At 56.4% G+C, this 20,626-nt stretch carries 17 protein-coding genes; 1 reads left to right on the top strand and 16 read right to left on the bottom strand.

What is annotated here, in order from left to right:
• Positions 1–159 precede the first annotated feature (159 nt).
• The 14 genes from Tam1G_RS01415 to Tam1G_RS01350 form a co-directional block, all read right to left on the bottom strand.
• The gene (locus Tam1G_RS01415; protein ID WP_101625203.1) at positions 160–1,527 is read right to left on the bottom strand and encodes an amidohydrolase family protein; all 1,368 of its coding nucleotides are present in this window, start codon (positions 1,525–1,527) and stop codon (positions 160–162) included.
• 92 nt (positions 1,528–1,619) lie between these two features.
• The gene (locus tag Tam1G_RS01410) at positions 1,620–3,029 is read right to left on the bottom strand and encodes an MFS transporter (RefSeq protein ID WP_101625202.1); all 1,410 of its coding nucleotides are present in this window, start codon (positions 3,027–3,029) and stop codon (positions 1,620–1,622) included.
• Between the two features lie 70 nt (positions 3,030–3,099).
• Positions 3,100–4,059, bottom strand: coding sequence for a nucleoside hydrolase (locus Tam1G_RS01405; RefSeq protein WP_101625201.1), 960 nt, complete (start codon positions 4,057–4,059; stop codon positions 3,100–3,102).
• Positions 4,060–4,313: 254 nt separating this feature from the next.
• On the bottom strand, positions 4,314–5,759 hold the full coding sequence (locus Tam1G_RS01400) for an MFS transporter (protein WP_101625200.1): 1,446 nt from the start codon (positions 5,757–5,759) through the stop codon (positions 4,314–4,316).
• Between the two features lie 50 nt (positions 5,760–5,809).
• On the bottom strand, positions 5,810–6,712 hold the full coding sequence (locus Tam1G_RS01395) for a ribokinase (RefSeq protein WP_101625199.1): 903 nt from the start codon (positions 6,710–6,712) through the stop codon (positions 5,810–5,812).
• Positions 6,712–7,917 (bottom strand): iron-containing alcohol dehydrogenase, encoded by a 1,206-nt coding sequence (locus Tam1G_RS01390; RefSeq protein ID WP_101625198.1) that lies wholly within the window; start codon positions 7,915–7,917, stop codon positions 6,712–6,714. Before Tam1G_RS01390 ends, Tam1G_RS01395 begins: the two co-directional genes overlap by 1 nt.
• A gap of 1 nt (position 7,918) precedes the next feature.
• Positions 7,919–8,599, bottom strand: a complete 681-nt coding sequence (locus tag Tam1G_RS01385; RefSeq protein WP_101625197.1) for an HAD family hydrolase — start codon at positions 8,597–8,599, stop codon at positions 7,919–7,921.
• A gap of 116 nt (positions 8,600–8,715) precedes the next feature.
• Positions 8,716–9,699 carry a nucleoside hydrolase gene (locus tag Tam1G_RS01380; RefSeq protein WP_101625196.1) on the bottom strand — a complete coding sequence of 328 codons (984 nt, stop codon included), beginning with the start codon at positions 9,697–9,699 and terminating at the stop codon, positions 8,716–8,718.
• A 56-nt stretch (positions 9,700–9,755) separates the two neighbouring features.
• A complete protein-coding gene (locus Tam1G_RS01375) occupies positions 9,756–10,712 on the bottom strand; it encodes a carbohydrate kinase family protein (protein WP_101625195.1) in 957 nt (318 codons plus the stop codon).
• The gene (locus Tam1G_RS01370) at positions 10,705–11,406 is read right to left on the bottom strand and encodes a phosphoribosylanthranilate isomerase (RefSeq protein WP_101625194.1); all 702 of its coding nucleotides are present in this window, start codon (positions 11,404–11,406) and stop codon (positions 10,705–10,707) included. Before Tam1G_RS01370 ends, Tam1G_RS01375 begins: the two co-directional genes overlap by 8 nt.
• The gene (locus tag Tam1G_RS01365) at positions 11,399–12,214 is read right to left on the bottom strand and encodes an energy-coupling factor ABC transporter ATP-binding protein (protein ID WP_101625193.1); all 816 of its coding nucleotides are present in this window, start codon (positions 12,212–12,214) and stop codon (positions 11,399–11,401) included. The genes Tam1G_RS01370 and Tam1G_RS01365 overlap by 8 nt, the downstream gene beginning before the upstream one ends.
• On the bottom strand, positions 12,211–13,041 hold the full coding sequence (locus Tam1G_RS01360) for an energy-coupling factor ABC transporter ATP-binding protein (RefSeq protein ID WP_101625192.1): 831 nt from the start codon (positions 13,039–13,041) through the stop codon (positions 12,211–12,213). Before Tam1G_RS01360 ends, Tam1G_RS01365 begins: the two co-directional genes overlap by 4 nt.
• Positions 13,042–13,854, bottom strand: coding sequence for an energy-coupling factor transporter transmembrane component T (locus Tam1G_RS01355; protein ID WP_101625191.1), 813 nt, complete (start codon positions 13,852–13,854; stop codon positions 13,042–13,044).
• Positions 13,855–13,857: 3 nt separating this feature from the next.
• Positions 13,858–14,511 carry an ECF transporter S component gene (locus tag Tam1G_RS01350; RefSeq protein ID WP_101625190.1) on the bottom strand — a complete coding sequence of 218 codons (654 nt, stop codon included), beginning with the start codon at positions 14,509–14,511 and terminating at the stop codon, positions 13,858–13,860.
• Between the two features lie 241 nt (positions 14,512–14,752).
• Here Tam1G_RS01350 and Tam1G_RS01345 point away from each other — a divergent pair, with 241 nt between their 5' ends.
• A complete protein-coding gene (locus tag Tam1G_RS01345; protein ID WP_101625189.1) occupies positions 14,753–16,630 on the top strand; it encodes a PfkB family carbohydrate kinase in 1,878 nt (625 codons plus the stop codon).
• A gap of 146 nt (positions 16,631–16,776) precedes the next feature.
• On the opposite strand, the gene Tam1G_RS01340 is transcribed toward Tam1G_RS01345, so the two are convergent.
• Together Tam1G_RS01340 and Tam1G_RS01335 are read right to left on the bottom strand one after the other, a co-directional pair.
• Complete coding sequence (locus Tam1G_RS01340; RefSeq protein WP_101625188.1) at positions 16,777–18,792, bottom strand: ABC transporter ATP-binding protein; 2,016 nt, start codon at positions 18,790–18,792, stop codon at positions 16,777–16,779.
• Complete coding sequence (locus Tam1G_RS01335) at positions 18,789–20,588, bottom strand: ABC transporter ATP-binding protein (RefSeq protein ID WP_242689723.1); 1,800 nt, start codon at positions 20,586–20,588, stop codon at positions 18,789–18,791. Before Tam1G_RS01335 ends, Tam1G_RS01340 begins: the two co-directional genes overlap by 4 nt.
• Positions 20,589–20,626: the final 38 nt, after the last annotated feature.

The following is a 20,626-nucleotide window of genomic DNA, read 5'->3' as shown; positions in this document are numbered from 1 at the left end:
GACGGTTCTCTAGCTGAGATGACTCCCCTCGGTCAGCTTCGCTGACAGCCCCCTCTCGCGCTGCCTGTGCACAGCTCACTGCTAGTGCCACGGCAATCCCCTCAGGGGGGAAGCCAAGCAAGGCTTGCTCTCGTCGTTTCCGGCGAAAGCAAGCCTTGTTCATTTGTTGACTACTTCGCGCCCTTGCACCCACACAGTACGGATGTTTTCCGGCACAACAAGATTGACGATCTTCTGGAAGATATCCGATGCCGGTTCAGCCTCCCCGAAAATAGGCAGGCGAGCGCTCGGGTACTTGGCATCCACCACTTGGGCATCCCACGCATAGCCGGCTTCCAAGCGCCCGATCGGCAGACCGAGTGATTCTCCGCCGCCAGCCGTGGCCAGATAGAACGCGTTGTTCAGAGTCAGGGCGCTATTCGCTACTCCCCTCTCCCCTGCCGGCGCATCGCGGTTCACGCCGGTTTCCAACATGCGTGAAGATGTGACCGCCTGGCGAATCGCGCCATACAGGTCAGGATTGTAACCACCGGAGATATCACTGCCCAACGCCACGTGCATGCCGGCGTCCATGAATCGGCGAATCGGCGCCACCGCACCGGCGAAGAACGCGTTCGACAATGGACAGTGCACGGCAATCGCCCCGGTTTCCGCGAAAACGCGCATATCCTCTTCGCTGGGATACACACTGTGAGCCAGAATGCTGCGCTCGGTGAATAATCCAAATTCACGGAGCATCTGGGTGTCACTTCGCCCATACCGCTCGTAGGCATATCCATGTTCCCAATCGCTTTCGCTGCAATGGGTTTGGATATAGGCGTAATCCTGGTATCGCGCGGCCAATTCTCCGAGCCCACGCAACGCCTCGTCGCTGCAGCTGGGTATGAAGCGCGGGGTAATCACCGGGTAGATGCCCTGTGCACTGTGCTCATTGAGTTCGGCGACCTCGTTGATGAATCGCTCGGTTTCCCGGACGGCAGCCTGAGCGGAAGCGTCACGATAGTAATCCGGATTCGCTTCCTTATCATCCATGACTACCTTGCCCACCAGCGCGCGCTGTCCCAATCGATTGGCCTCCTGCGCCAGAACCAAGGAACCTTGACGGTCGACCGTGGCGTAATACGATGCCGTGGTGGTGCCGGTGGACAGCATACGAGACACCAAATCCCCATACACCATATGCGCATAGGTCTCATCTGAGAATTTGGATTCCGTGGGGAAGGTGTATTTGCCGAGCCAGACTTCCAGCGGTTCATCCAGACCGGTGCCATCCTGCGCCCATTGCGGGGCATGCACATGCAGGTCGATGAAACCAGGCAGCAGATACGAGCCCTCGGCAATGGCTTGATAGATGCCGCGTTCCTGCGCTTGAGTCTTTTCGGCATCATACTGTTCATCATCACTCTGAAGCACGGATTGAATCATGCCGTGCTCATCAATCAGGAACAGTGCACGCTCGAAGTAGCGTACCTCGTCGCGAGATTGCGAAGTAAAGCCTGAACCTTCAATCGCTAAGGTAATGGTCATCAATAATCTCCTTTATTGCTCGTCTCAGATGGAAAAGGCTCGCACACCACTGGAGAACCGGTGAATATGCGAGCCTTCAATCAACCGAACAATCAGTTCTGGCTGTAGATCTTCTTGCGGAAGAGGAGGAACACGATCAGGCCGAGCAGAATCACGCCACCGCCGATGAGCAGCAGGTTGGAGTAGCCTGCAGCGGCATCGGTGGCACCAGTGATAGACGAGCCGGCCAGAGCCTGCGAGCCCATCAGACCACCGATAACGGTGATGCCGATGGATGCGGTGACGTTCATCACCAGATCGTTCATGCCCACACCACGACCGGATTCGGACTGCGGCAGCGTGTCAATCACCGTGGAGACCACCGGGGAATACAGCAGACCCACGCCGCAGTAGAACACGCAAGCGGTAAGCGTCAGCACCAAGAAGCCAGCGTTGACAGCGAAGGCAGCACCCACGAAGCCTGCAACCATCAGGCAGGCTGCAATGATCAGCGCAGTCTGGCGGCCAATCTTGCCGATAATCCAGCCGGAGGAGGTGCCCAGCACTGCGGCGCACACGAAGGCCCACACAATATAGGTGGAGACCTGAGCGGTGGTCATGCCGTAGATGGAGGTACCAATGGCGTTGAACAGCGGGGAGATGCAGTAGTTGGTGAAGTAGAACACCAGAATCAGACTGATGGCTGCCAACCAACGCGTGTTCTTGAAGAAGTCAGGTGTAATGAACGGGTTGGAAGCCTTGTGAATGTACACGGCGAAGATGACGAACAATGCCACGGCCACACCGAGCATCCACCATGCCATGTAGGAGAAGAACAGGGTGAGGAAGGCGCTGGCGAAACCAAAGATCGTGAAGCCGATCCAATCAACGTACTCGTTACCACCCTGGCGACCAGGCAGGTTCTTCAGCAGCGTCGGCAGGAAGAAGATCGTCACCACGGGGATGAGGAACAGGTACTGCCAGGCGATGGAACTCAGGATGCCTGCCGCGAACACGCCGATGGATGCGGACAGCTGGTATGCGGCAGTGTACAGACCGAAGAAGATGACCTTGAGCGACGGCTTCAGGTACTTGGTGGCAATGACCAGGAACACGGAGCCGGCCACCTGCTCACCTGCAGTCTGCAGCACGCGGGCGATGATCACGGTCCAAATGTTCGCGGTAAAGAAGAAGTTCGCCACGAAGCCGAAGATGGAGCCGACCAGCAGGGTGACCAGACCGGCAACGACCAAGCGCTTCAAAGAAACGAAGTCGCCAAGCGAGCCGTAGATGAAGCACACGATGCCGAGCACCAGCGAGGGGAACGCGGTAATCAGTGAAGCCTGAGCCGGAGCGCCGACGTCTTCACCAACCTGAGTGAACACCAAATTGAAGCCCTGCAGGCACAAGGTGCCGAGGATGAAGGTGATGAGCAACAGAATCAGGGCCTTGATGGCCATCTTGTTGCTGGTTTCCGGATCGGTCCACGGATCGGCAACCGGAGTTGCTGTGGTTTGTGTCATTATTATTCCTTTATTTCTTTCTCTCTTTTGGGGAAAAATGGAAAATCTATTGGAAGCCTTGACGGACGGCTTACTGCGCGTTCTTGGCAAGTCCCGTGATACGGGTCATGAATTCGTCGAGGAAGCGCGGCACGTCCACCTGGACGGCGGCCTGCATGGTTTTCACCGGATCGTTCAGGCGCGTGTTGTCGCCGATGGTGCGGCCGCGGGTCGGGCCTTCTACATCCACCTTCAGGTTGACGGGCAGCGCGGTGATCAGCGTGGGATCGACGGCAACGCCGACCGCGAGCGGATCGTGCAGGCCGCAGCCGCCCAGATGCGGGGACGTGGTCTCATATGCCTTGATGTAGTAGTCGGTCATGTCCGCGAGGAAGGCGCCGGCCTTGGTGCCGAGATCGCGCCAGGTCTGGGTTTCCTTGTAGGTGAGCAGCGTCTGCAGGGTGACATCGAGGCCCACCATGGTTGCCGGGGCGCCGGAGCGGAACAGATAATCCGCGGCATCCGGATCCTGGGAGATATTAGCCTCCTCCCAAGCGTTCACGTTGCCGCATACGGTAAGAGCTCCGCCCATGAGCACAATCTTGCCGATTTCGTCCTTGATTTCGGGCGCTTTCTTCAGAGCGGCGGCAATGTTGGTCATCGGGCCAGTCGGCACATAGATCAAATCCTTGCCATAGGTTTTAACCGCATCGATGATGAAGTCCACCGCGGATTCGGTTTCCGGCTCACGGTTGGAATCCGGAATATCCACATCGCCAATGCCGTTCTTACCATGGATGAACGCGGAAATATCCAGCACCTCGAAGGAATCGGTGGTGCTGGAATGCGGAAGGCCCTTATAAACCTTGACTTCAGGATGGCCGAGCAGGTCGGTGATGGCCAAGGAGTTGCGCACGCCCTGATCAAGCAGCACATTGCCATACGTACCAGTGATGCCGATAAGCTCCACTTCCGGGCTGCCAAGCGCATATGAGATGGCGAGGGCGTCATCCACACCGGTATCGAGATCAAGAATCAGTTTCTTAGTCATGCAAGTGCCTTCCTATGCTTGTCGATCATGGTCAGGATGGCCATTGATTTACCTTGTTAATAGTAACGAGAGCGTCGCATTCTTGCCGAATTGCTGGGCGTGGCTTGACTGTGCGCTGCCGTCGATGGGAACGCGATAGATGTACTGCCGAATGCGCTACCGCACGCAGCAATAGGAAAACCCGCAACCTCAATAAGGCTGCGGGTTTGGTGATGTTGGATTACGCTATGGCGCGAATCCAGGTTTGCTTGGGATTAGTTTTCGTCTGCGGCAACACGGGAGCGGCTGTAAATCATCTTCATGGAGCAGATGAAGATGACCAGAGCACCCAGAATGATGATGCCGCCGATCATGAAGACATTGGCGTAAGTGGAAGCCGGACCGGCGTCAGTGCCGAACAGCGAGCCGCCGCTCATGGCGCCATTGGCCATGAGCTGGCCAAAGATCGCCACACCCACAGAACCGGTGATGGCCTGCATCAGATCGTTGAAGCCCAATGCACGTCCGGATTCCTCGGCTTCCACGGTCAGCGTTGCGGTGTCCACAATCGGCTGGTAGAAGAAGGAAGTACCGAAGTAGTAGATGCACGGGGCCACGGCAAGAGCCCAAATCTGGCCCATCGGGATGAGGAACGCCACGGCGATCAGACCGCCGCCCATGCAGGCGAGAGCCAGAATGATAGAGGCCTTGCGGCCAATCTTCTGGATGATGGGTCCTGCGGCAAAGCCCATGATGGCTGCGAGGATAATCGACCACACGAGCAGGTTGGAGACCTGGGAGGAGTCGATGCCGTACACGTTCAGACCGATGGCATTGCAACCAGCGTTTAGGGTGTAGCTGAAGAAGTAGCCGACGAAGATGACGATCATGGTCATGGCGAAGGCCGGGTTGGTAAGCATCTTCGGGGTGATGAACGGGTCAGTGGCCTTGTTGATGTAAACCACGAATGCCACGCCGGTGATCAGTACAGCAGCCCCCCAGAAGATATTCATATCGGTGAAGAACATGGTCACGGAACCGGCGAACAGGCCGATGAGGGTGAAACCGATCACATCGATGCGAGCGCCCTTGGCGTGCTCATCCGGCAGGTTCTTGGCAAGAATCGGAATGAAGAAGATTGCGATAATGCCGATACCGAAGAGGATGCGCCAATCAACGAGGGTCATGTAGCCGGCGAGGAAGACGCCCAATGCCGCGGCGATGCGGAAGACTGCGACGAACACGCCATACCAGATGACTCGCTTCTTCTTCTCGATGTACTTGGAGACGAGAACCAGGAAGATGGAACCGGAGACCTGCCAGCCTGCGGACTGCACGGTACGCGCGGCGATAACGATCCAGATGCTCAGATCGCCGAAGCAGCCGAGAATCGAACCGAGGACGAACACTATCGTGCCGAGAATCATCATCTTCTTCAAGGACACGAAGTCGCCGAGCGAGCCGTAGACGACGCACACGATGCCGAGCACGATGCCCGGAATCGAGGTGATCAGCGGGGCGAGATTAGCCTGGCCGAGCTGGTCACCGATATTGACGTAGATCATGCCGAAGGCCTGCTGCTGCAGCACGCCCATAGTGAAGATGATCAGCACGATCGGGATGGCTACCTTTGCCATCTTGTTCATACGGGCGAATTCCTCGGTACCTTCCTCGGGCACCGGGATGCCGTTCGCCTTCTCCTTGACAGCGGTTTCTGCCATGGTAATTCCTTTCTATTGATTGCAACATGTAATGCAACGAATGGATTGTTTTATGAGCGCATGCTCGGAGTAAAACCAGCAACCTCCTCTCGCATGGGGATTGAAGGCGCTGCGCCTTTTTTCGACACCGCAAGAGCAGATGCGCGTGCGGCGAAGTCCAGTGCATGAGCGATAGGTTCACCGCCCGCCAAATCGGCAAGTAGGTATCCAGTGAAGGTGTCACCAGCCGCCGTGGTGTCGACGGTTTCCACAAGGTATGCGCGCTGAGCGAGAACCTCGTCGCCGCGCATATACATCGATCCGTCTTCGCCTAAGGTGAGCACTATCTGCGCATGGGGGAAACGCAGATGCATGGCATTGAGAAGATGCTCGCCATCACCGTTGGTTCCCGTCAGCGCAGCCGCTTCGCCTTCGTTCAGCACAAAACAGTCGATGGCATCAAGATCCACGCCGTCGAGCAATGCATCGGCCGGCGAGGGATTGAGTACAATAACCATGCCACGCGCCTTGGCACAGGAGACGATATACGGCAGTTCGCTGATTTCATTCTGCAACAGCAGCCAATCACCTTGGCCGTATTCGGCAAGCGCCTGATCGACGAAATCACGGTCGATGGCACGATTCGCCCCCGGATACAGCACGATGCAGTTGTCTCCCTCGGCATCATTCTGAATGATGGCATTACCGCTGCGTACATCGTCACGAACCTTCACCGATTCGACGCCCACCCCACAGGATTCAAGCAGTTCACGAAGGAACACACCATCTTGGCCAACTTGGCCGGCATGATGCACATCGGCGCCGGCCCGGGCCAATGCAATCGACTGGTTCAGCCCTTTTCCGCCCGGAAACACGTCAAGCGAACGAGATGTGATGGTCTGCCCTTTGGCGGCAAATCGATCAACACCATAGACATAGTCAATGTTCAACGATCCAAAGTTCAATATGCGCATCAGGACTCCTTTCCTTGAGCGGTTTTTCCCGCCGCCATTTCATAGATGGAACGACAGTCGGCACGATTCAGATGGGCGATGGAGCCGATGGTGTTGTCCGGACCATAGAAATCGATGTTGTCGAGCATCTGTTCGATACCATCGGTCGGTAGGTTGAAATCAGCAAAACTGATGGGCATATCAAGCGACTGGAAAAACGCTTCGGTTGCACGGATGCCGCGTTCGGCAAGTTCGGCTTCGCTCAACGAACCGGCTTCAATACCGAATACTTCGCTGGCATAGCGGGCAAAGCGCATGGGTGCGCGCTCAGATGCCACGCGCATCCACGATCCCATAATGATTGACAACGTCGCACCATGAGGGGTGTCATACAGTGCGCTTAATTCGTTGGCGATCAGATGGGTGGACCAATCCTGTTCCCTACCTACGCCCAAGGTGTTGTTTTGTGCGATGGTGGAAATCCACATGATCTGCGCCCTCAGATCGTAGTCGGCAAGATTGGCCAGCGACTTTGGGCCGATATCGACCAGTGTGCGCAGCGCACCTTCGGCCATGCGATCGATAACGCCGATCTCCTCGTCAGCGCTGAAATATCGTTCGCAAATATGGGAGAACATGTCTACGATGCCGCAAGCTGTGGGGAATGCAGGCACTGTGGTGCTGAGTGCAGGGTTCATGAAGGCGAACGCCGGGCGAAGAGGAGGCTCGCTTAAGGTGATTTTGACGTGGTCCTGTTCGTTATTGATCACGGTGACTTGGCTTGACTCGCTACCGGACGCAGGGCATGTCAGCACCACGGCAACGGGCAGTGTACGTTCCACTGGTGCCATGCCAGTAAAGTAGTCCCATACCTCGTGTTCGCCGGCGGCTCCCAAAGCGATGGCTTTGGCTGAATCGATAACGCTGCCGCCGCCTATGGCCACGACTGCGTCAACATTGAAGGCTTTGGCGATGGCGATGCCCTTGCGCACCAATGCCAGTCTGGGATTAGGCTCCACGCCACCAAGTTCCGTATAGGCGATGCCTGCTGCATCAAGGCTTTTGCGCACAGTATCGAGTAGCCCGTTTGTCTCAAGATAGGCTCCGCCATCGTGGTGGATCAGCACATGGGTGATGCCCTTCGCGCCGAGTGAGGCACCGATTTTCGTTTCGGCATCATGGCCGAATACGAATGTGGTGCCGATGCAAATGGTGAAATCGCGCATATCATGCTCCTTTGCGCATAACGACATCGTTGATGATGTCATGCAATTGGGTGACGTCACGTGCCACATAAACGGGCCCGCTGTTGAGCAGTGCCATTTCGTCACCGTCTCCGTAAGCAACCGCAATTGACGCGACGCCGTTGTCCCGCGCCGCCTCGACATCACTGAAGGTGTCCCCCACATACAGGCATTGTCGTGGCGTAATGCCGTGCTTCGTCAGCATCTGCGCAATCATGTCGGTTTTGTTCGTCTCATTACCAGATGTGGAATCCGGGCAAATCCAATCGTCGAATAAGTCCGTCCAGCCTTTATTGCCAAGAACGCGCGTCAACGCACGTTCCGGCTTATTGGTGACAATGGCGTTACGAATACCCTGCTCAAGCAATTCATCCAATATGAGTCGAATTCCCGGGTAGAACTCGGTGTGTGAAAAATCATTGATGGTGCGGTAGTGCACTCGCACGTCCTCGTCGAATGTCTCCAGATACGCATCCCCGGGATAAGGATGCACATGCTGGATGATTTCCGCCATGGAATCGGCTAGGTTGGCGTCATCGCGCATGTAGGAATCTTCCATTACTCCACCTGAACGTTGCGCGGCATACACAAGTGAAGCCCATACGTCATGGCTGGTGTCGGCGAGGGTACCGTCGAAATCCCATAGCACATATCGGCAATCCATGAGGTGCTCCTTTCGCGTGTTCATCGTGTTGTAGTGGAGTGGGAAAGCGCAGCCGGCCGATACAGGGTTGGATGCGTCGACCGGCGGCGCAGAGGGGGAATTCAGAGGGGTAAGACTTAGTCGTAGTTTTCGAGCGTGCTGTTCAGCAGGTCGACGAAACCGGGGAAATCGAGTTCCAACGCGGCCTCTGCATTCGGTTGCTCACCGCGGTATCCCATGGTTGGGGTTCGTTCGAGATCCACAGCCGGCTTGGTGCCGCGCAGGTGGCGGTAATCGCATACGGTCATGCCACGAGTGAGGGCGCCGTGCAATTCCACATCGATGTGCATCGGCACTGCGGTGATCAGCTTGGGATCGATGATCCAGGCCACGGCGCATGCATCGTGCATGGTAGCACCGGTCAGCTCGGATTCCTCCTCGCATGCCCCGATGAAGAAATCGGTCAGATCTGCGGCAAGGTTCGCCGCCTTGGTACCGATTTCGCGGAACTTGGCCACATGCTTGGCAGTCAGTTCGCATTGACGGGTCAGGTTGATGCCGGTCATCTTTACATGCATACCAGAATTGAAGACGCGGGATGCAGCCTCGGGATCGACGAAAATGTTGAATTCGGCGGCAGGCGTCCAGTTGCCGTAGGTCACAGAACCGCCCATGATGCACAGTTCCTTGACACGATCGACAATACGCGGTTCACGGTTGATGGCGGCAGCGATATTGGTCAGCGGCCCGGTTGCGATCAGAGTCACGTCGTCGGTGTTCATCACCGTGTCCACGATGAAATCGACCGCATGCTTGTTTTGCGGCGCATGCGTGGGTTCGGGCAACACCGGGCCGTCAAGTCCGGTCTCACCATGGAATTGTGGTGCCGTGACCAATGGTGCCACCATCGGGCAGCTGTGCCCCGGATACACACCGATGCGATCGGCGGCACCGAGCACTTCCAAGACTTTGATAGCGTTGCGCGTCACGTTCTCCAATGTGCAATTGCCACCGATAGTCGTAATGCCCAGCACGTCGAGATGCTGCACGGCAAGCATGATGCCGAACGCATCATCGTGCCCGGGATCACAGTCGAGAATGACTTTTTTCTTATTTTCCATGGTGTTACCTCCGTTGGTTGTTTTCCTTGGGTTGCAAGTATTTGGGTTACGATCGCTCAGACGGCATGTTCGGCGAGGAATGCATCCAGCTGAACGCTATCAGGCGAGGAACGAGCTCCGCGACGAGCCACTTTGTAGGCGGAGACGGCATTGCCTTCGCACAGCGATTCAGCCAATGAGCGCCCGGCAAGTCTTGCTGCGATAAAGCCCGCGTTGTAGACGTCTCCCGCACCAATGGTGTCTTCGACATCCACGTGGAAAGCGGCGCTTTCCGTGCGATCATCCCGAGTGAGCGAAACCGAACCGCGAGCGCCGTCTCGAACGATGACGGTTCGTCCATCTGCTGCATAAGCCGCGGCATTGCTCATCATGTCGCCATCACCGAGATAGGCGAATTCATCCGGCCCTGATCCCAGCAAATAGTCGACGTTCGGTATGATGCGCTCAAGTGCACTCGCGAAATCGGGGTCGAGTACGCCGTTATCGACGCGCAGGTTCAGGTCGAAGGAGGTGGGAACCCCGGCTTCATGAGCCTCACGGAAGATGTCGATGATCGTTTCCCTGGCACTGGTGTCATGGACCAGGCACATGCCTGAAGAGTGCACCCAGTCGGCTTCGCGAATCATATGCATCGGCACCAAGTCCTCATCGAGTACCGCGAACGACTGGCGTTCGCGGGGCCAACCCCACAGGTATCGTTCGCCATGCTCGTCAACAAAGGCGAATACGCCGACCGTGTTCAAGGTGGAGTCCGATACCAGACCGGTTACGTCGATGCCCTTGTCTTTGAAATCCTGGATGACGAAACGTCCATACTGGTCATCGCCCACAGTGCCGACGAACGAAACATCCACGCCGAGTTTGGATAATGCCACCGCCGTATTCGCCGAGGTGCCGCCTCCTTCAATGGAGATCTGCGGATACTCGACCCGTGTGCGTTGCTCATTGAGAAAGCGCGGGTATGGCACGATGATGTCCACATTGGCATCACCGACAACAACGACCTTAGGCATCTTTAGCCGCCTTGATGAAGGCTTCCACCTTGGCCGGGTCCTTGCATCGATCCGTGTTGGCGCGCTCATCGTCATAGTTGGTCAGCGAGAAGGAATCGACGCCATACGGATGGGTGTCGTAGATTGCCTCGGCCACGTTGGATGCGTCCAATCCGCCTGCGATGATGCATGGCACATCGGTGGATTCGATGATGTCACGGTCAATGGCACGGTCATGGGTCAGTCCGGTTGCCCCGATATCGCCTGCGGCTGGAGCCTTGGTGTCGATGAGGAAGAAGTCAGAAACGGATTCGTAGTCCTTCACATACTGCATGACCTTCTGCTCTTCGAGCGGCACACCGGCCAGTACCGGAATGGCCTGCATGATTTTGAGCCCGGGGAACCGGCTTTTGAGCTCCGCAACCTCAGCGGGAGAGATGCCCTCGATATCTCCTGACAGGTGCAGCACATCGGGCATTGCCTCGCGCAGGTTCTCGCTGATTTCATCGATGTCTTCAGCAACGGTCAGACCGATGCGCACGGCTTCAGGCTGTACGCCTTCGAAAATCTCCTTTGCTCGTGCACAATCCAGCTGGCCTGGCGTACGCTTGATTTTGCCGTAGGAGACCCCGATATGTTCGCCGCCCAAATCAATCACCATGCGCGCATCCTCGACGTTCCTTATTCCATAGATTTGAGCAATGACATCAGCCACGATGGTTCCTTTCCTGAGTAATGGCGTTGATGAACGCGGGGACGGAGAACACCGTCTCCTTGAGGCCCGCACCCTGGGCAACCCGGGTGACGGGCGGCGGCGTCACAAAGGAACGCCGAAGTTGATCGGTTTGGGCAAACACGTCGGTGCTCGGGCCGTCCAACAGCACACGGCCGTGACACATCACGATGACACGGGAGAAGTTCGCAGTGACGAATTTCATATCGTGCGAGATGGTGATGCACAGCTTGCCCTGCTCTTTCAGCTGCTCGATGATGTGCGCAAGACGGGTATTGCCCACACGGTCCTGGCCACAGGTCGGTTCGTCGAAAATCACCACTGACGGATCCATCATGATGACGGCTCCGATAGTGCAGAATTTCTTTTCGGTGGGCGTTAGGTCGAACGGATGCACGTCGAGTTTTTTCGTGAGCCCTACGAGCTCGGCTATGGCGTCCACACGTTTCCCGATGGTCTGATCATCCATGCCGATCTGACGCGGACCGAATTCGAATTCTTTGCGAACGCTTTCCAAAAACAGCTGGTCATCGGGGTTCTGGAACACGTACCCAACGCTTTTGGACCATTCGGCGGTGCTGCGCTCGTTGATGTTCACGCCATCCACCAGTACTTCGCCGCCCGTCGGTCGCAAAATACCATTGAAATGCTTGACCAACGTGGTCTTGCCAGCACCGTTCTGCCCGATGATCGCCACCGGCTCATTGCCCTCAAGTGTCAGATTCACGCCATCAAGGGCTTTATCCGATCCGGAATAGACGTGCTCCAGCGCCTTCAGCTCGATTTTCATGAGAGCGCCTCCTTGGCCATACGGATAGTGGGCTCCTCGGTCACCGTAATCGGACCGCCGAGCGCACGGGAGAGCCGAACGTAATCGGGAACATCCACACCGCGCTCCTCGATTGCGGGGTCAGAGAACACCTCCATCGGCGTGCCAATGGATACGACCGCTCCCTTTTCGAGCACCATGACGGTGTCTGCGTAACGAGCCACACGTTCCATATCGTGGTCGACCATAATCACAGTGACGCCATCCGCGTTGAGCTGCTTGACGATATCGAAAATCTCTTCACTGCCCAGTGGATCAAGTTGCGTGGTGCATTCGTCCAGCACCAGGATGCGAGGCTCCATAATGAACGTCGATCCGAAGGCCACACGTTGCACCTGTCCGCCGGAAAGTTCCAATGGATTTTTGTCGAGAATATGATCAATGCGCATCAGTTTTGCCACGGCTTCGACACGTTCGATCATCTGCTCCCTGGGTACACCGTGATTGCCCAAGCCATAGGCCAGTTCCTCGGCAACGGTTCCCGCCGTGTAGGACAGCTGATTGAACGGGTTCTGGAATACCAGACCGATGGTTTTCGACAGTTCGGCAATGGTCGAATCGGCGACATCGATGCCATTGACCATGATCTTTCCAGCTCTGGCGCCGACAAAATAGTGCGGGATCAAGCCAACGAGCGCATTACACAATGTGGATTTGCCTGAACCGTTCGCACCGATGATGGTGAAGAAGCTGCCTTCCTCAACTTGGAAACTCACATGTTTTACTGCTCTACGCTTGGTGTCACGATATTTGAAGGAGAAATCCTTCACTTCCACTATCGAGCTCATTTACTGGCCTCCCCACACTATCGGCGATTGAAGTACGCCGACGCGGATGCATACGGATACGGCGACCACGGCAATCAACATCACCGCGAATATCCAGTTAAGGATTTTGTCGATGGTGTGCCAGGTGACCTGCACATAACTGGTCTGTTTGACACCGACGATGCCGAATCCACGGGTTTCAAGGGTCATGCCGCGCTCTTGCGCATCGGTCAGGGAAGACATGACCACCGGACCAAGCAGAGGAACATACGCTTTGATGCGGGAGATGATCCCACCTGACGAATCGAGCCCTCGTGCGGATTGCGCCTCCTGTATCACCGCCATACGCCGTTGCATCTGAGGTACAACGTTCAAGCTGGCCAGCACCAGATAACCGACTTTGGCGCTCAGACCCACCGAGGTGAGCGCAGCCACCATGGAGCCGACATACGTGGTTTTGTTCATGATGTAGAAGCTGCCGAGGAACACCAGCAGGCTGACCACCACTTTGGCCGCGTACAGCACTCCCTCAAGCCCTAACTGTGCAAAGCCAAAATCCATCAAAACGGTATGGTTTTTGGGACTGTACAGTCCTTGGATGAACATCAGCATGATGGTGACGGGAATGCCGAAGCCGAACATGATTTTGGCGAAATCAGTTTGAATCCGCGCCAGAACAGCGGCTACAAATAACAGCACCACAAGAATCAGGCCGAGCGTGAAATCCGGCCACGCCAGTGCACAAAGCCCTAAGGCGAACACCGCCACGATTTTGGTGATCGGATTGAGTCTGCCGATGATTGTGTCATTGGTTGCGGGCATATGCATTGCCATAGCTCACTCTTCTTCATCGTCATCATCGTCGCTCAACGTTTCCTCGGCATCGCCGCCCATGGCGTCCGCGGCATACTGGCTTAAGAAACGACGAGGAATCTTCTGCACAATCACCCAAGCGATTGCCACGGTAATGCCCTTGTCAACAAGGTTTTCTATCAACGACGAGGAGATGACGGAAGCCAGAATATCCTTCATAGCCACCACCAACGTTGCCGTGAGCACCGAAGTTCCGTTGACTCCTGTGGCACCGCCGTACACGAATGTGGTAATCAGTGAAGCGGAAATGGCATTGACGAGCGTGCACACCAGCCAGATGACCACAACGCCCCATTTTTTGCGGAACAAACCGGCCTTGACCATATATCCGACGACCAGACCGCAGAGCACGGATACCACGGCGTAAGGCAGGTACACCGGATTGGCCACCAACGCCAGGAAAAGGTTGGTGAGCAAGCCGGTCAGCGCGGCAACCCACGGGCCGGAGAGGCATGCGACGACGATGGTGCCGATCATGTCGAGGAACAATGGCAATTTCAGCGCCGAGCACAGCGTTCCGCCGATGAGGTTAATACCCACCGCGATAGGAATCAGCACCAGCGATTTCGTTGAGAACTGCGCCTTGATCCCTTCCCAGAACGATAGCTTCCTTGTCATTTCGGCCCTCCTTATTCCAACCCTTGGCCTTTGCGGTTTGAGCGTCGCTGCTCGCCCGCCCCATCTTAAGAAAATGATTTCCTAAAATGTTTTCTTAAGGCTAGATTAATCACATGAACCAATATCGTCAAACCGGCGGGTCGAAATCACCAAGACCATGGGGACACATGCCAGAACCATGAACGGCCAATGCTTTGAACGCTTGTACACTAATAGCAAGCCACGCAAGCAGGAGGGGGACATGAACATCAAAGACATCGCCCGAATCGCGGGCGTCTCCACCTCAACGGTCTCAAAAATCGTCAATGGCAAAGATTCCAGCATCAGCAAGGAAACCCGCAGGAAAGTCCTGAAGATCGTCAAGGAATACCATTACAAGCCGTATGCCGCCGCTTCGCAACGCACGCGTAGTTATACCATCGGAGTGCTCCTACGCTCCCCCATCTCCTTTGACAGCACGCTCGACGGTATTATTCAGGCCGCGCAAAATGCCGGCTATGCGACGGCCGCCTACAACAGCTACTCCGACCCGGAGCGCGAATTAAAAAACATTGCGGCGGTATGTGGGCGCAACGTTGATGGCGTTATCTGGGAACCCGCCACAGCGGATAGCCTGGACTACGCCTCATACTTCCCCGAAGGCACACCGTTGCTCACCATAGGCCCCAATGGAGGAGACCAATCACTGTTGCTGCCATACAAAGAAGCAGCCTACAAACTTACCAACGAACTCATCGAACATGGGCACCGCCATATCGCCTGTCTGATGACTCAGGGAAGACGCACCCACGATTTCCTTGAGGGGTTCCGAACCTGCCTGTTTGACCATCAACTACCCTACAGCGACGATCTGGTCTATTACGATCTCGACGAATCGTTGTCCAGTAAAATCGGCAGCCGAACCATCACCGGCTTCGTATCATCGCATTATCGGCGAGCGCTTGAATTCACCCAAATGATCCGCCCGTTACACTACCGCCTGCCCGAAGACGCTTCGCTGGTCTCCATCAAAAACGACACCGCCGAAGCATTGGCATACCCCGGCAATGCGGAAATCTCCACCTATACCATTCGTAACGCGGATTTCGGTGCCTATCTATGCAACAAACTCATCGCCGAAATTGAACATGACGACGAGAGTCACCCTTCGTTTGTGCAGGATTTCCGCCTCGACAACACCAGCACGCTTTCCAGTCCGCCAACCACTGCCGTCAAACACATTCTGGTGGTAGGCAGCATCAACATCGACCACTACCTATCCGTATCAAGACTGCCTCATACCGGAGGAACGGTATCCACCCAGTCGGCTACACGATATCCAGGCGGCAAAGGCGTCAATCAGGCCATCGGAGCCGCTAAACTCGGACACCGCGTAACCCTTATCGGCAACGTGGGCGTCGACAATGGGTCCGACTTCATTTTCAAAGCCATGGAGCAGCACGGGGTTAACACCGCTGGGGTCAAACGATGCAACGGCGAAGACACCGGATCGTCATTTATTTTCCTCGACCCCAGCGGAGAATCGATCATCGCCATTCTTTCCGGAGCGAACGCACAACTCACACCGGACGACATCAAGGCCAACGAGCAACTGTTCGACAATGCGGGATATTGCCTAATCCAGACGGAAATACCGCTGAAAACAGCCACAGCCGCAGCGCTGACCGCCCATCAGCACCATGTCAAAACCATTATCAAGCCTTCTTCATGCGATTACCTGCCCCAAGATCTTGTGGCCAATGCGGACATTCTGGTACCGAACGAGCATGAGCTGGCAGTAATCGAAACCGAGGGAAACACCCTAGAGGAAAAGGCCGATCATCTTATCAAACGCGGCGTCGGATGCGTCATCGTCACCAAAGGCGAGCATGGTTGCATCCTCTTCGGCCCAGACGGCAGGAAGACCTATCCGGCCACCGATTTCCCACCAGTGGATAGCACAGGCGCCGGCGACGCCTTCATCAGCGCGCTTGCCTCATATTTGATGTACGGGTACACCTTGCAGCAAGCCGTGAAGATAGCCACGTATGCCGCCAGCTACTCCATTGAGCGAAAAGGTGTTATCCCCTCGCTGATCGATCGGCTTTCACTCGACACATACGCGCATCAAGTCGAATAACAACGGCAGTACTATCGCACCACATAAGATAGAGAAACATCGCGAAAACAATTGGAGCCCCTTATCATAAGGGGCTCCAATGCAATGCACACAGACGTTCCGGCGAGTCGATCAACCACCGGCGACCGACTCAGGCCATCAGTTACTTACTCCAGTTCCACCGCTCCGGTGTACAGCTGGTAGTACTCGCCCTTGAGCGCAATCAGTTCATCATGCGAACCACGTTCGATGATGTTGCCATGATCGAGCACCATGATTACATCGGAGTTGCGCACGGTGGAGAGGCGGTGCGCAATCACGAACACCGTGCGCCCCTTCATCAGCGCATCCATACCGGCCTGCACCACTTCCTCGGTACGCGTATCGATCGAGGAGGTGGCCTCGTCGAGAATCAACGCCGGGGAATCGGCCACCGCGGCACGGGCGATGGAGATCAGCTGGCGCTGGCCTTGGGACAAGCCTGAACCATCGCCTTCCAGCACGGTCTGATAGCCCTGCGGCAGCATACGGATGAAGCCGTCCGCGTTCACCAGTTTGGCGGCCTCGATGCATTCCTCATCGGTGGCGTTCAATCGGCCGTATCGTATGTTGTCCATCACGGTACCGGTGAACAGGTTCACATCCTGCAGCACGATGCCGAGCGAACGACGCAGATCAGGCTTCTTGATGTTCTTCACATCGATGCCATCGTAGAGAATCTGGCCTTCCTGAATATCGTAGAAGCGATTAATCAGGTTGGTCACCGTGGTCTTGCCTGCGCCGGTGGCGCCTACAAGCGCCATCTTCTGGCCAGGCTTGGCGAACCAGGTGATATCGTGCAGCACGGGCTTGTCCGGATTGTATCCAAAGGTCACATTGGTGAAGCGCACATCGCCTTGCAGCAGGGTCAGGCGACCGTCCGACGAGGTGATTGCCTGCTCCTTGGCCTTCAGTGCCACTTCACGTGCGGCGCCATGCAGCTTTTCGGCGGCCTTCAACGAACGGGTGCCGTCATCGCCGGCCTCGCGCTTCCATGCCCAGTGGCCGGTTTCATAATCGACCTCACGCATCGTGCGGCCATCTTCACCCAGCTCCACGTTGACCAAGGTCACAGTGCCGTTATCGGATTCGACCGGCTCATCCATCAGAGCGAAGATTCGGGAGGCGCCGGCGAGCGCCATCATCACCATGTTGAGCTGCATGGAAACCTGACCCAGCGGGTTGATGAACGAGCGGGAGAGGGTCAGCAGGGAAATCAGCGTGCCGAGGGTCAGCGAGCCGAAGCCGCTCAAGCCAACATTGCCCACACCGGCGAGCGCCATGGCGCCTCCCACGATGGCGAGCAGAATGTAGAGCATGTAGCCCATGTTGCCCACCACCGGCATCGTGACGTTACCCCAGGTGTTGGCTTCCGCGGAGGCTTCGAAGAGTTCCTGGTTCTTCTCGTCGAAGGTTTTCTGCGTGGCGTCCTCGTGGTTGAAGACCTTGATGACCTTCTGGCCGTTCACGGATTCCTCCACGAAGGCGTTCACATCACCCAGCCACTGCTGCTGCTTGACGAAGAACCGGCCAGCACGGCCCACGATCTTCTTCACCACGAAGAACAGCAGCACGGTGAACAGCAGCACGAACACGGTGATTGGAATGGAGAGCCACAGCATCGAGATCACCGCGGCAATCGCGGAGATCGCGGAGGCGAACATCTGCGGGAATGACTGCGAAATGGCCTGACGCAGCGTATCCGTGTCGTTGGTGTAACGGCTCATGATGTCGCCGTGCTCGTTCGTATCGAAGTATCGAATCGGCAGGTACTGCTGATGGGCGAACATGTCGTCGCGAATCTTCTTCAGCGTACCCTGTTCCACGGTGACGATCAGCCACTGCCAGAGCCAGCTGGCCACGATGCCGGCCACATACAGGCATCCCATCAGCGTAATGGCTTGCAGCAACGGACCCCAGTCAGGGTTCTTGGCACCTACCATCGGCAAGATATAGGTGTCGATCAGGGACTGAAGGAAGAGCGCGGAACCGGCTTGTGCTGCGGCGCCGACGAGAATGCACACCACGATGGCTACCACACGCCACTTGTATTGCATGATGTAGCCGAAGATGCGCTTGATGGTGCCGGGCGCTGGCTTACCCATGGCGGGCTTGCGGTTCTTGAAGCTTTGCTTATCGCTCATCGTGCCTCTCCTTTCTCGGCTGCGTTCTTCATGTTCTCTGCTTCCTTGGCGGCGGCTTCAACGATTTCCGCCTGCCCTTGAGCGGTGTTCTTGGTCTGGGATTCGTAAATCGAACGGTATTCGTCGCAGGTCTTCAACAGCTCGTCGTGGGTGCCACGAGCCATGATGCGACCGTTATCCATCACAAGAATCATGTCGGATTCCTGCACCGAAGCCACGCGCTGGGCGATGATGATCTTGGTGGTGTCCGGAATCTCATGATGGAAGGCTTCACGAATCAGCTTGTCGGTTTTGGTGTCCACTGCGGAGGTGGAGTCATCCAGAATCAGAATCTTCGGCTTTTTCAGCAATGCGCGTGCGATGCACAGGCGCTGGCGCTGGCCACCAGAAACGTTGGTGCCACCCTGTTCGATATACGTATCGTACTTATCCGGGAATTCCTGGATGAAACCATCCGCCTGAGCGAGCTGGCATGCGTGACGAATCTCTTCATCGGTGGCATCCGGGTTGCCCCAGCGCAGGTTTTCGGCGATGGTCCCGGAGAACAGCACGTTCTTCTGCAGCACCATGGCCACCTGATCGCGCAGGACTTCGAGATCGTAGTCGCGCACGTCGAGGCCGCCGACCTTGAGCGAGCCTGCGGAGACATCGTAGAGCCTCGGGATAAGCTGCACCAGCGAGGATTTCGCGGAACCGGTACCGCCGACGATGCCGACTGTCGCGCCGGAGGGGATGGCAAGGTTGATGTCATCCAGCACTGGGCTTTCGGAGCTGTCGGAGTAACGGAAGGTGACATCATCGAATTCGATGGAGCCATCGGACACGGTTTTGACCGGGTGTTCCGGGTCGACCACAGTGCTCTTCTCCTGCAGCACCTGGCAGATTCGTTCGGCGGAAGCCTGGGAGATGATGAACATGACGAAGATCATCGACAGCATCATCATGGCCATCAGAATCTGCATGGCATAGGTGACCAGCGCGGTCAGGTCGCCGGTGGTCAAGCCCATTGCGGCATTGTTGCCGGAGGCCACAATCTGCTGGGCGCCCATCCAAGAGATGAGAATCATGGATGCGTAGATGCAGAACATCATGATCGGGCTGTTGAAGCTCATGATGCGCTCGGCGAGCGTGAAGTCTTTGAAGATGCGCTTGGAGATGCGATCGAACTTGTTGATTTCGAAGGATTCACGGTTGTAGGACTTCACCACGCGCACGCCCTGCAGGTTCTCGTCCACCACATTGTTCAACGCGTCATAGGTGTGGAACACGCGCTCGAACACCGGGTGCACGAGTACGGCCAGACCGCACAGGCCAATGGCCAAGATCGGGATGCAGGCAAGGAACACCATCGAAATCGACGGGCTGATGCGGAACGAGAAGATCCATGCCACAACCACCATGATTGGGGCACGCACGCCCATGCGCACCATCATGCCGTAGGCCATCTGCAGATTGGTCACATCAGTGGTGAGGCGGGTGATGATGGAGCCGGTGGAGAATCGGTCGATGTTAGTGAAGCTGAAGCGCTGCACCTGTTCAAACTGGTCGCGGCGCAGGTTCTTGGCGAAGCCGGCTGCGGCGATGGCAGCATACTTTCCGGCCAGGAAGCCGCAGGCCAGGGAGACCAGCGAGCAGACCAGCAGAATCAGGCCGAACTTGATGATGGCCGGCATGCTGCCACCGGTGATGCCCTGATCGATCAGGGTGGCCATCACCGTGGGAATCACGATTTCCAGAATGGCTTCGATGAACACGAACAGCGGGGCCAGCAGGCTTTCCCTGGTGTATTCACGCATCGATCCCAACAGTGTGCGGATGATGTGCTTCGGACGAG

This window comes from Bifidobacterium imperatoris (genome assembly GCF_002860405.1).
Taxonomy (GTDB): Bacteria; Actinomycetota; Actinomycetes; order Actinomycetales; family Bifidobacteriaceae; genus Bifidobacterium; species Bifidobacterium imperatoris.
This window is presented reverse-complemented; position numbering and strand designations above follow the sequence as displayed.

Coding starts and splice junctions, on each gene's coding strand:
- Tam1G_RS01345 (WP_101625189.1), top strand. CDS start 14,753: ATGAACATCAAAGACATCGCCCGAATCGCGGGCGTCTCCACCTCAACG.
- Tam1G_RS01395 (WP_101625199.1), bottom strand. CDS start 6,712: ATGCGCATATTGAACTTTGGATCGTTGAACATTGACTATGTCTATGGT.
- Tam1G_RS01365 (WP_101625193.1), bottom strand. CDS start 12,214: ATGAAAATCGAGCTGAAGGCGCTGGAGCACGTCTATTCCGGATCGGAT.
- Tam1G_RS01360 (WP_101625192.1), bottom strand. CDS start 13,041: ATGAGCTCGATAGTGGAAGTGAAGGATTTCTCCTTCAAATATCGTGAC.
- Tam1G_RS01375 (WP_101625195.1), bottom strand. CDS start 10,712: ATGCCTAAGGTCGTTGTTGTCGGTGATGCCAATGTGGACATCATCGTG.
- Tam1G_RS01415 (WP_101625203.1), bottom strand. CDS start 1,527: ATGACCATTACCTTAGCGATTGAAGGTTCAGGCTTTACTTCGCAATCT.
- Tam1G_RS01390 (WP_101625198.1), bottom strand. CDS start 7,917: ATGCGCGATTTCACCATTTGCATCGGCACCACATTCGTATTCGGCCAT.
- Tam1G_RS01340 (WP_101625188.1), bottom strand. CDS start 18,792: ATGAGCGATAAGCAAAGCTTCAAGAACCGCAAGCCCGCCATGGGTAAG.
- Tam1G_RS01385 (WP_101625197.1), bottom strand. CDS start 8,599: ATGGATTGCCGATATGTGCTATGGGATTTCGACGGTACCCTCGCCGAC.
- Tam1G_RS01405 (WP_101625201.1), bottom strand. CDS start 4,059: ATGACTAAGAAACTGATTCTTGATCTCGATACCGGTGTGGATGACGCC.
- Tam1G_RS01350 (WP_101625190.1), bottom strand. CDS start 14,511: ATGACAAGGAAGCTATCGTTCTGGGAAGGGATCAAGGCGCAGTTCTCA.
- Tam1G_RS01380 (WP_101625196.1), bottom strand. CDS start 9,699: ATGGAAAATAAGAAAAAAGTCATTCTCGACTGTGATCCCGGGCACGAT.
- Tam1G_RS01335 (WP_242689723.1), bottom strand. CDS start 20,588: ATGCGTGAATACACCAGGGAAAGCCTGCTGGCCCCGCTGTTCGTGTTC.
- Tam1G_RS01410 (WP_101625202.1), bottom strand. CDS start 3,029: ATGACACAAACCACAGCAACTCCGGTTGCCGATCCGTGGACCGATCCG.
- Tam1G_RS01400 (WP_101625200.1), bottom strand. CDS start 5,759: ATGGCAGAAACCGCTGTCAAGGAGAAGGCGAACGGCATCCCGGTGCCC.
- Tam1G_RS01355 (WP_101625191.1), bottom strand. CDS start 13,854: ATGGCAATGCATATGCCCGCAACCAATGACACAATCATCGGCAGACTC.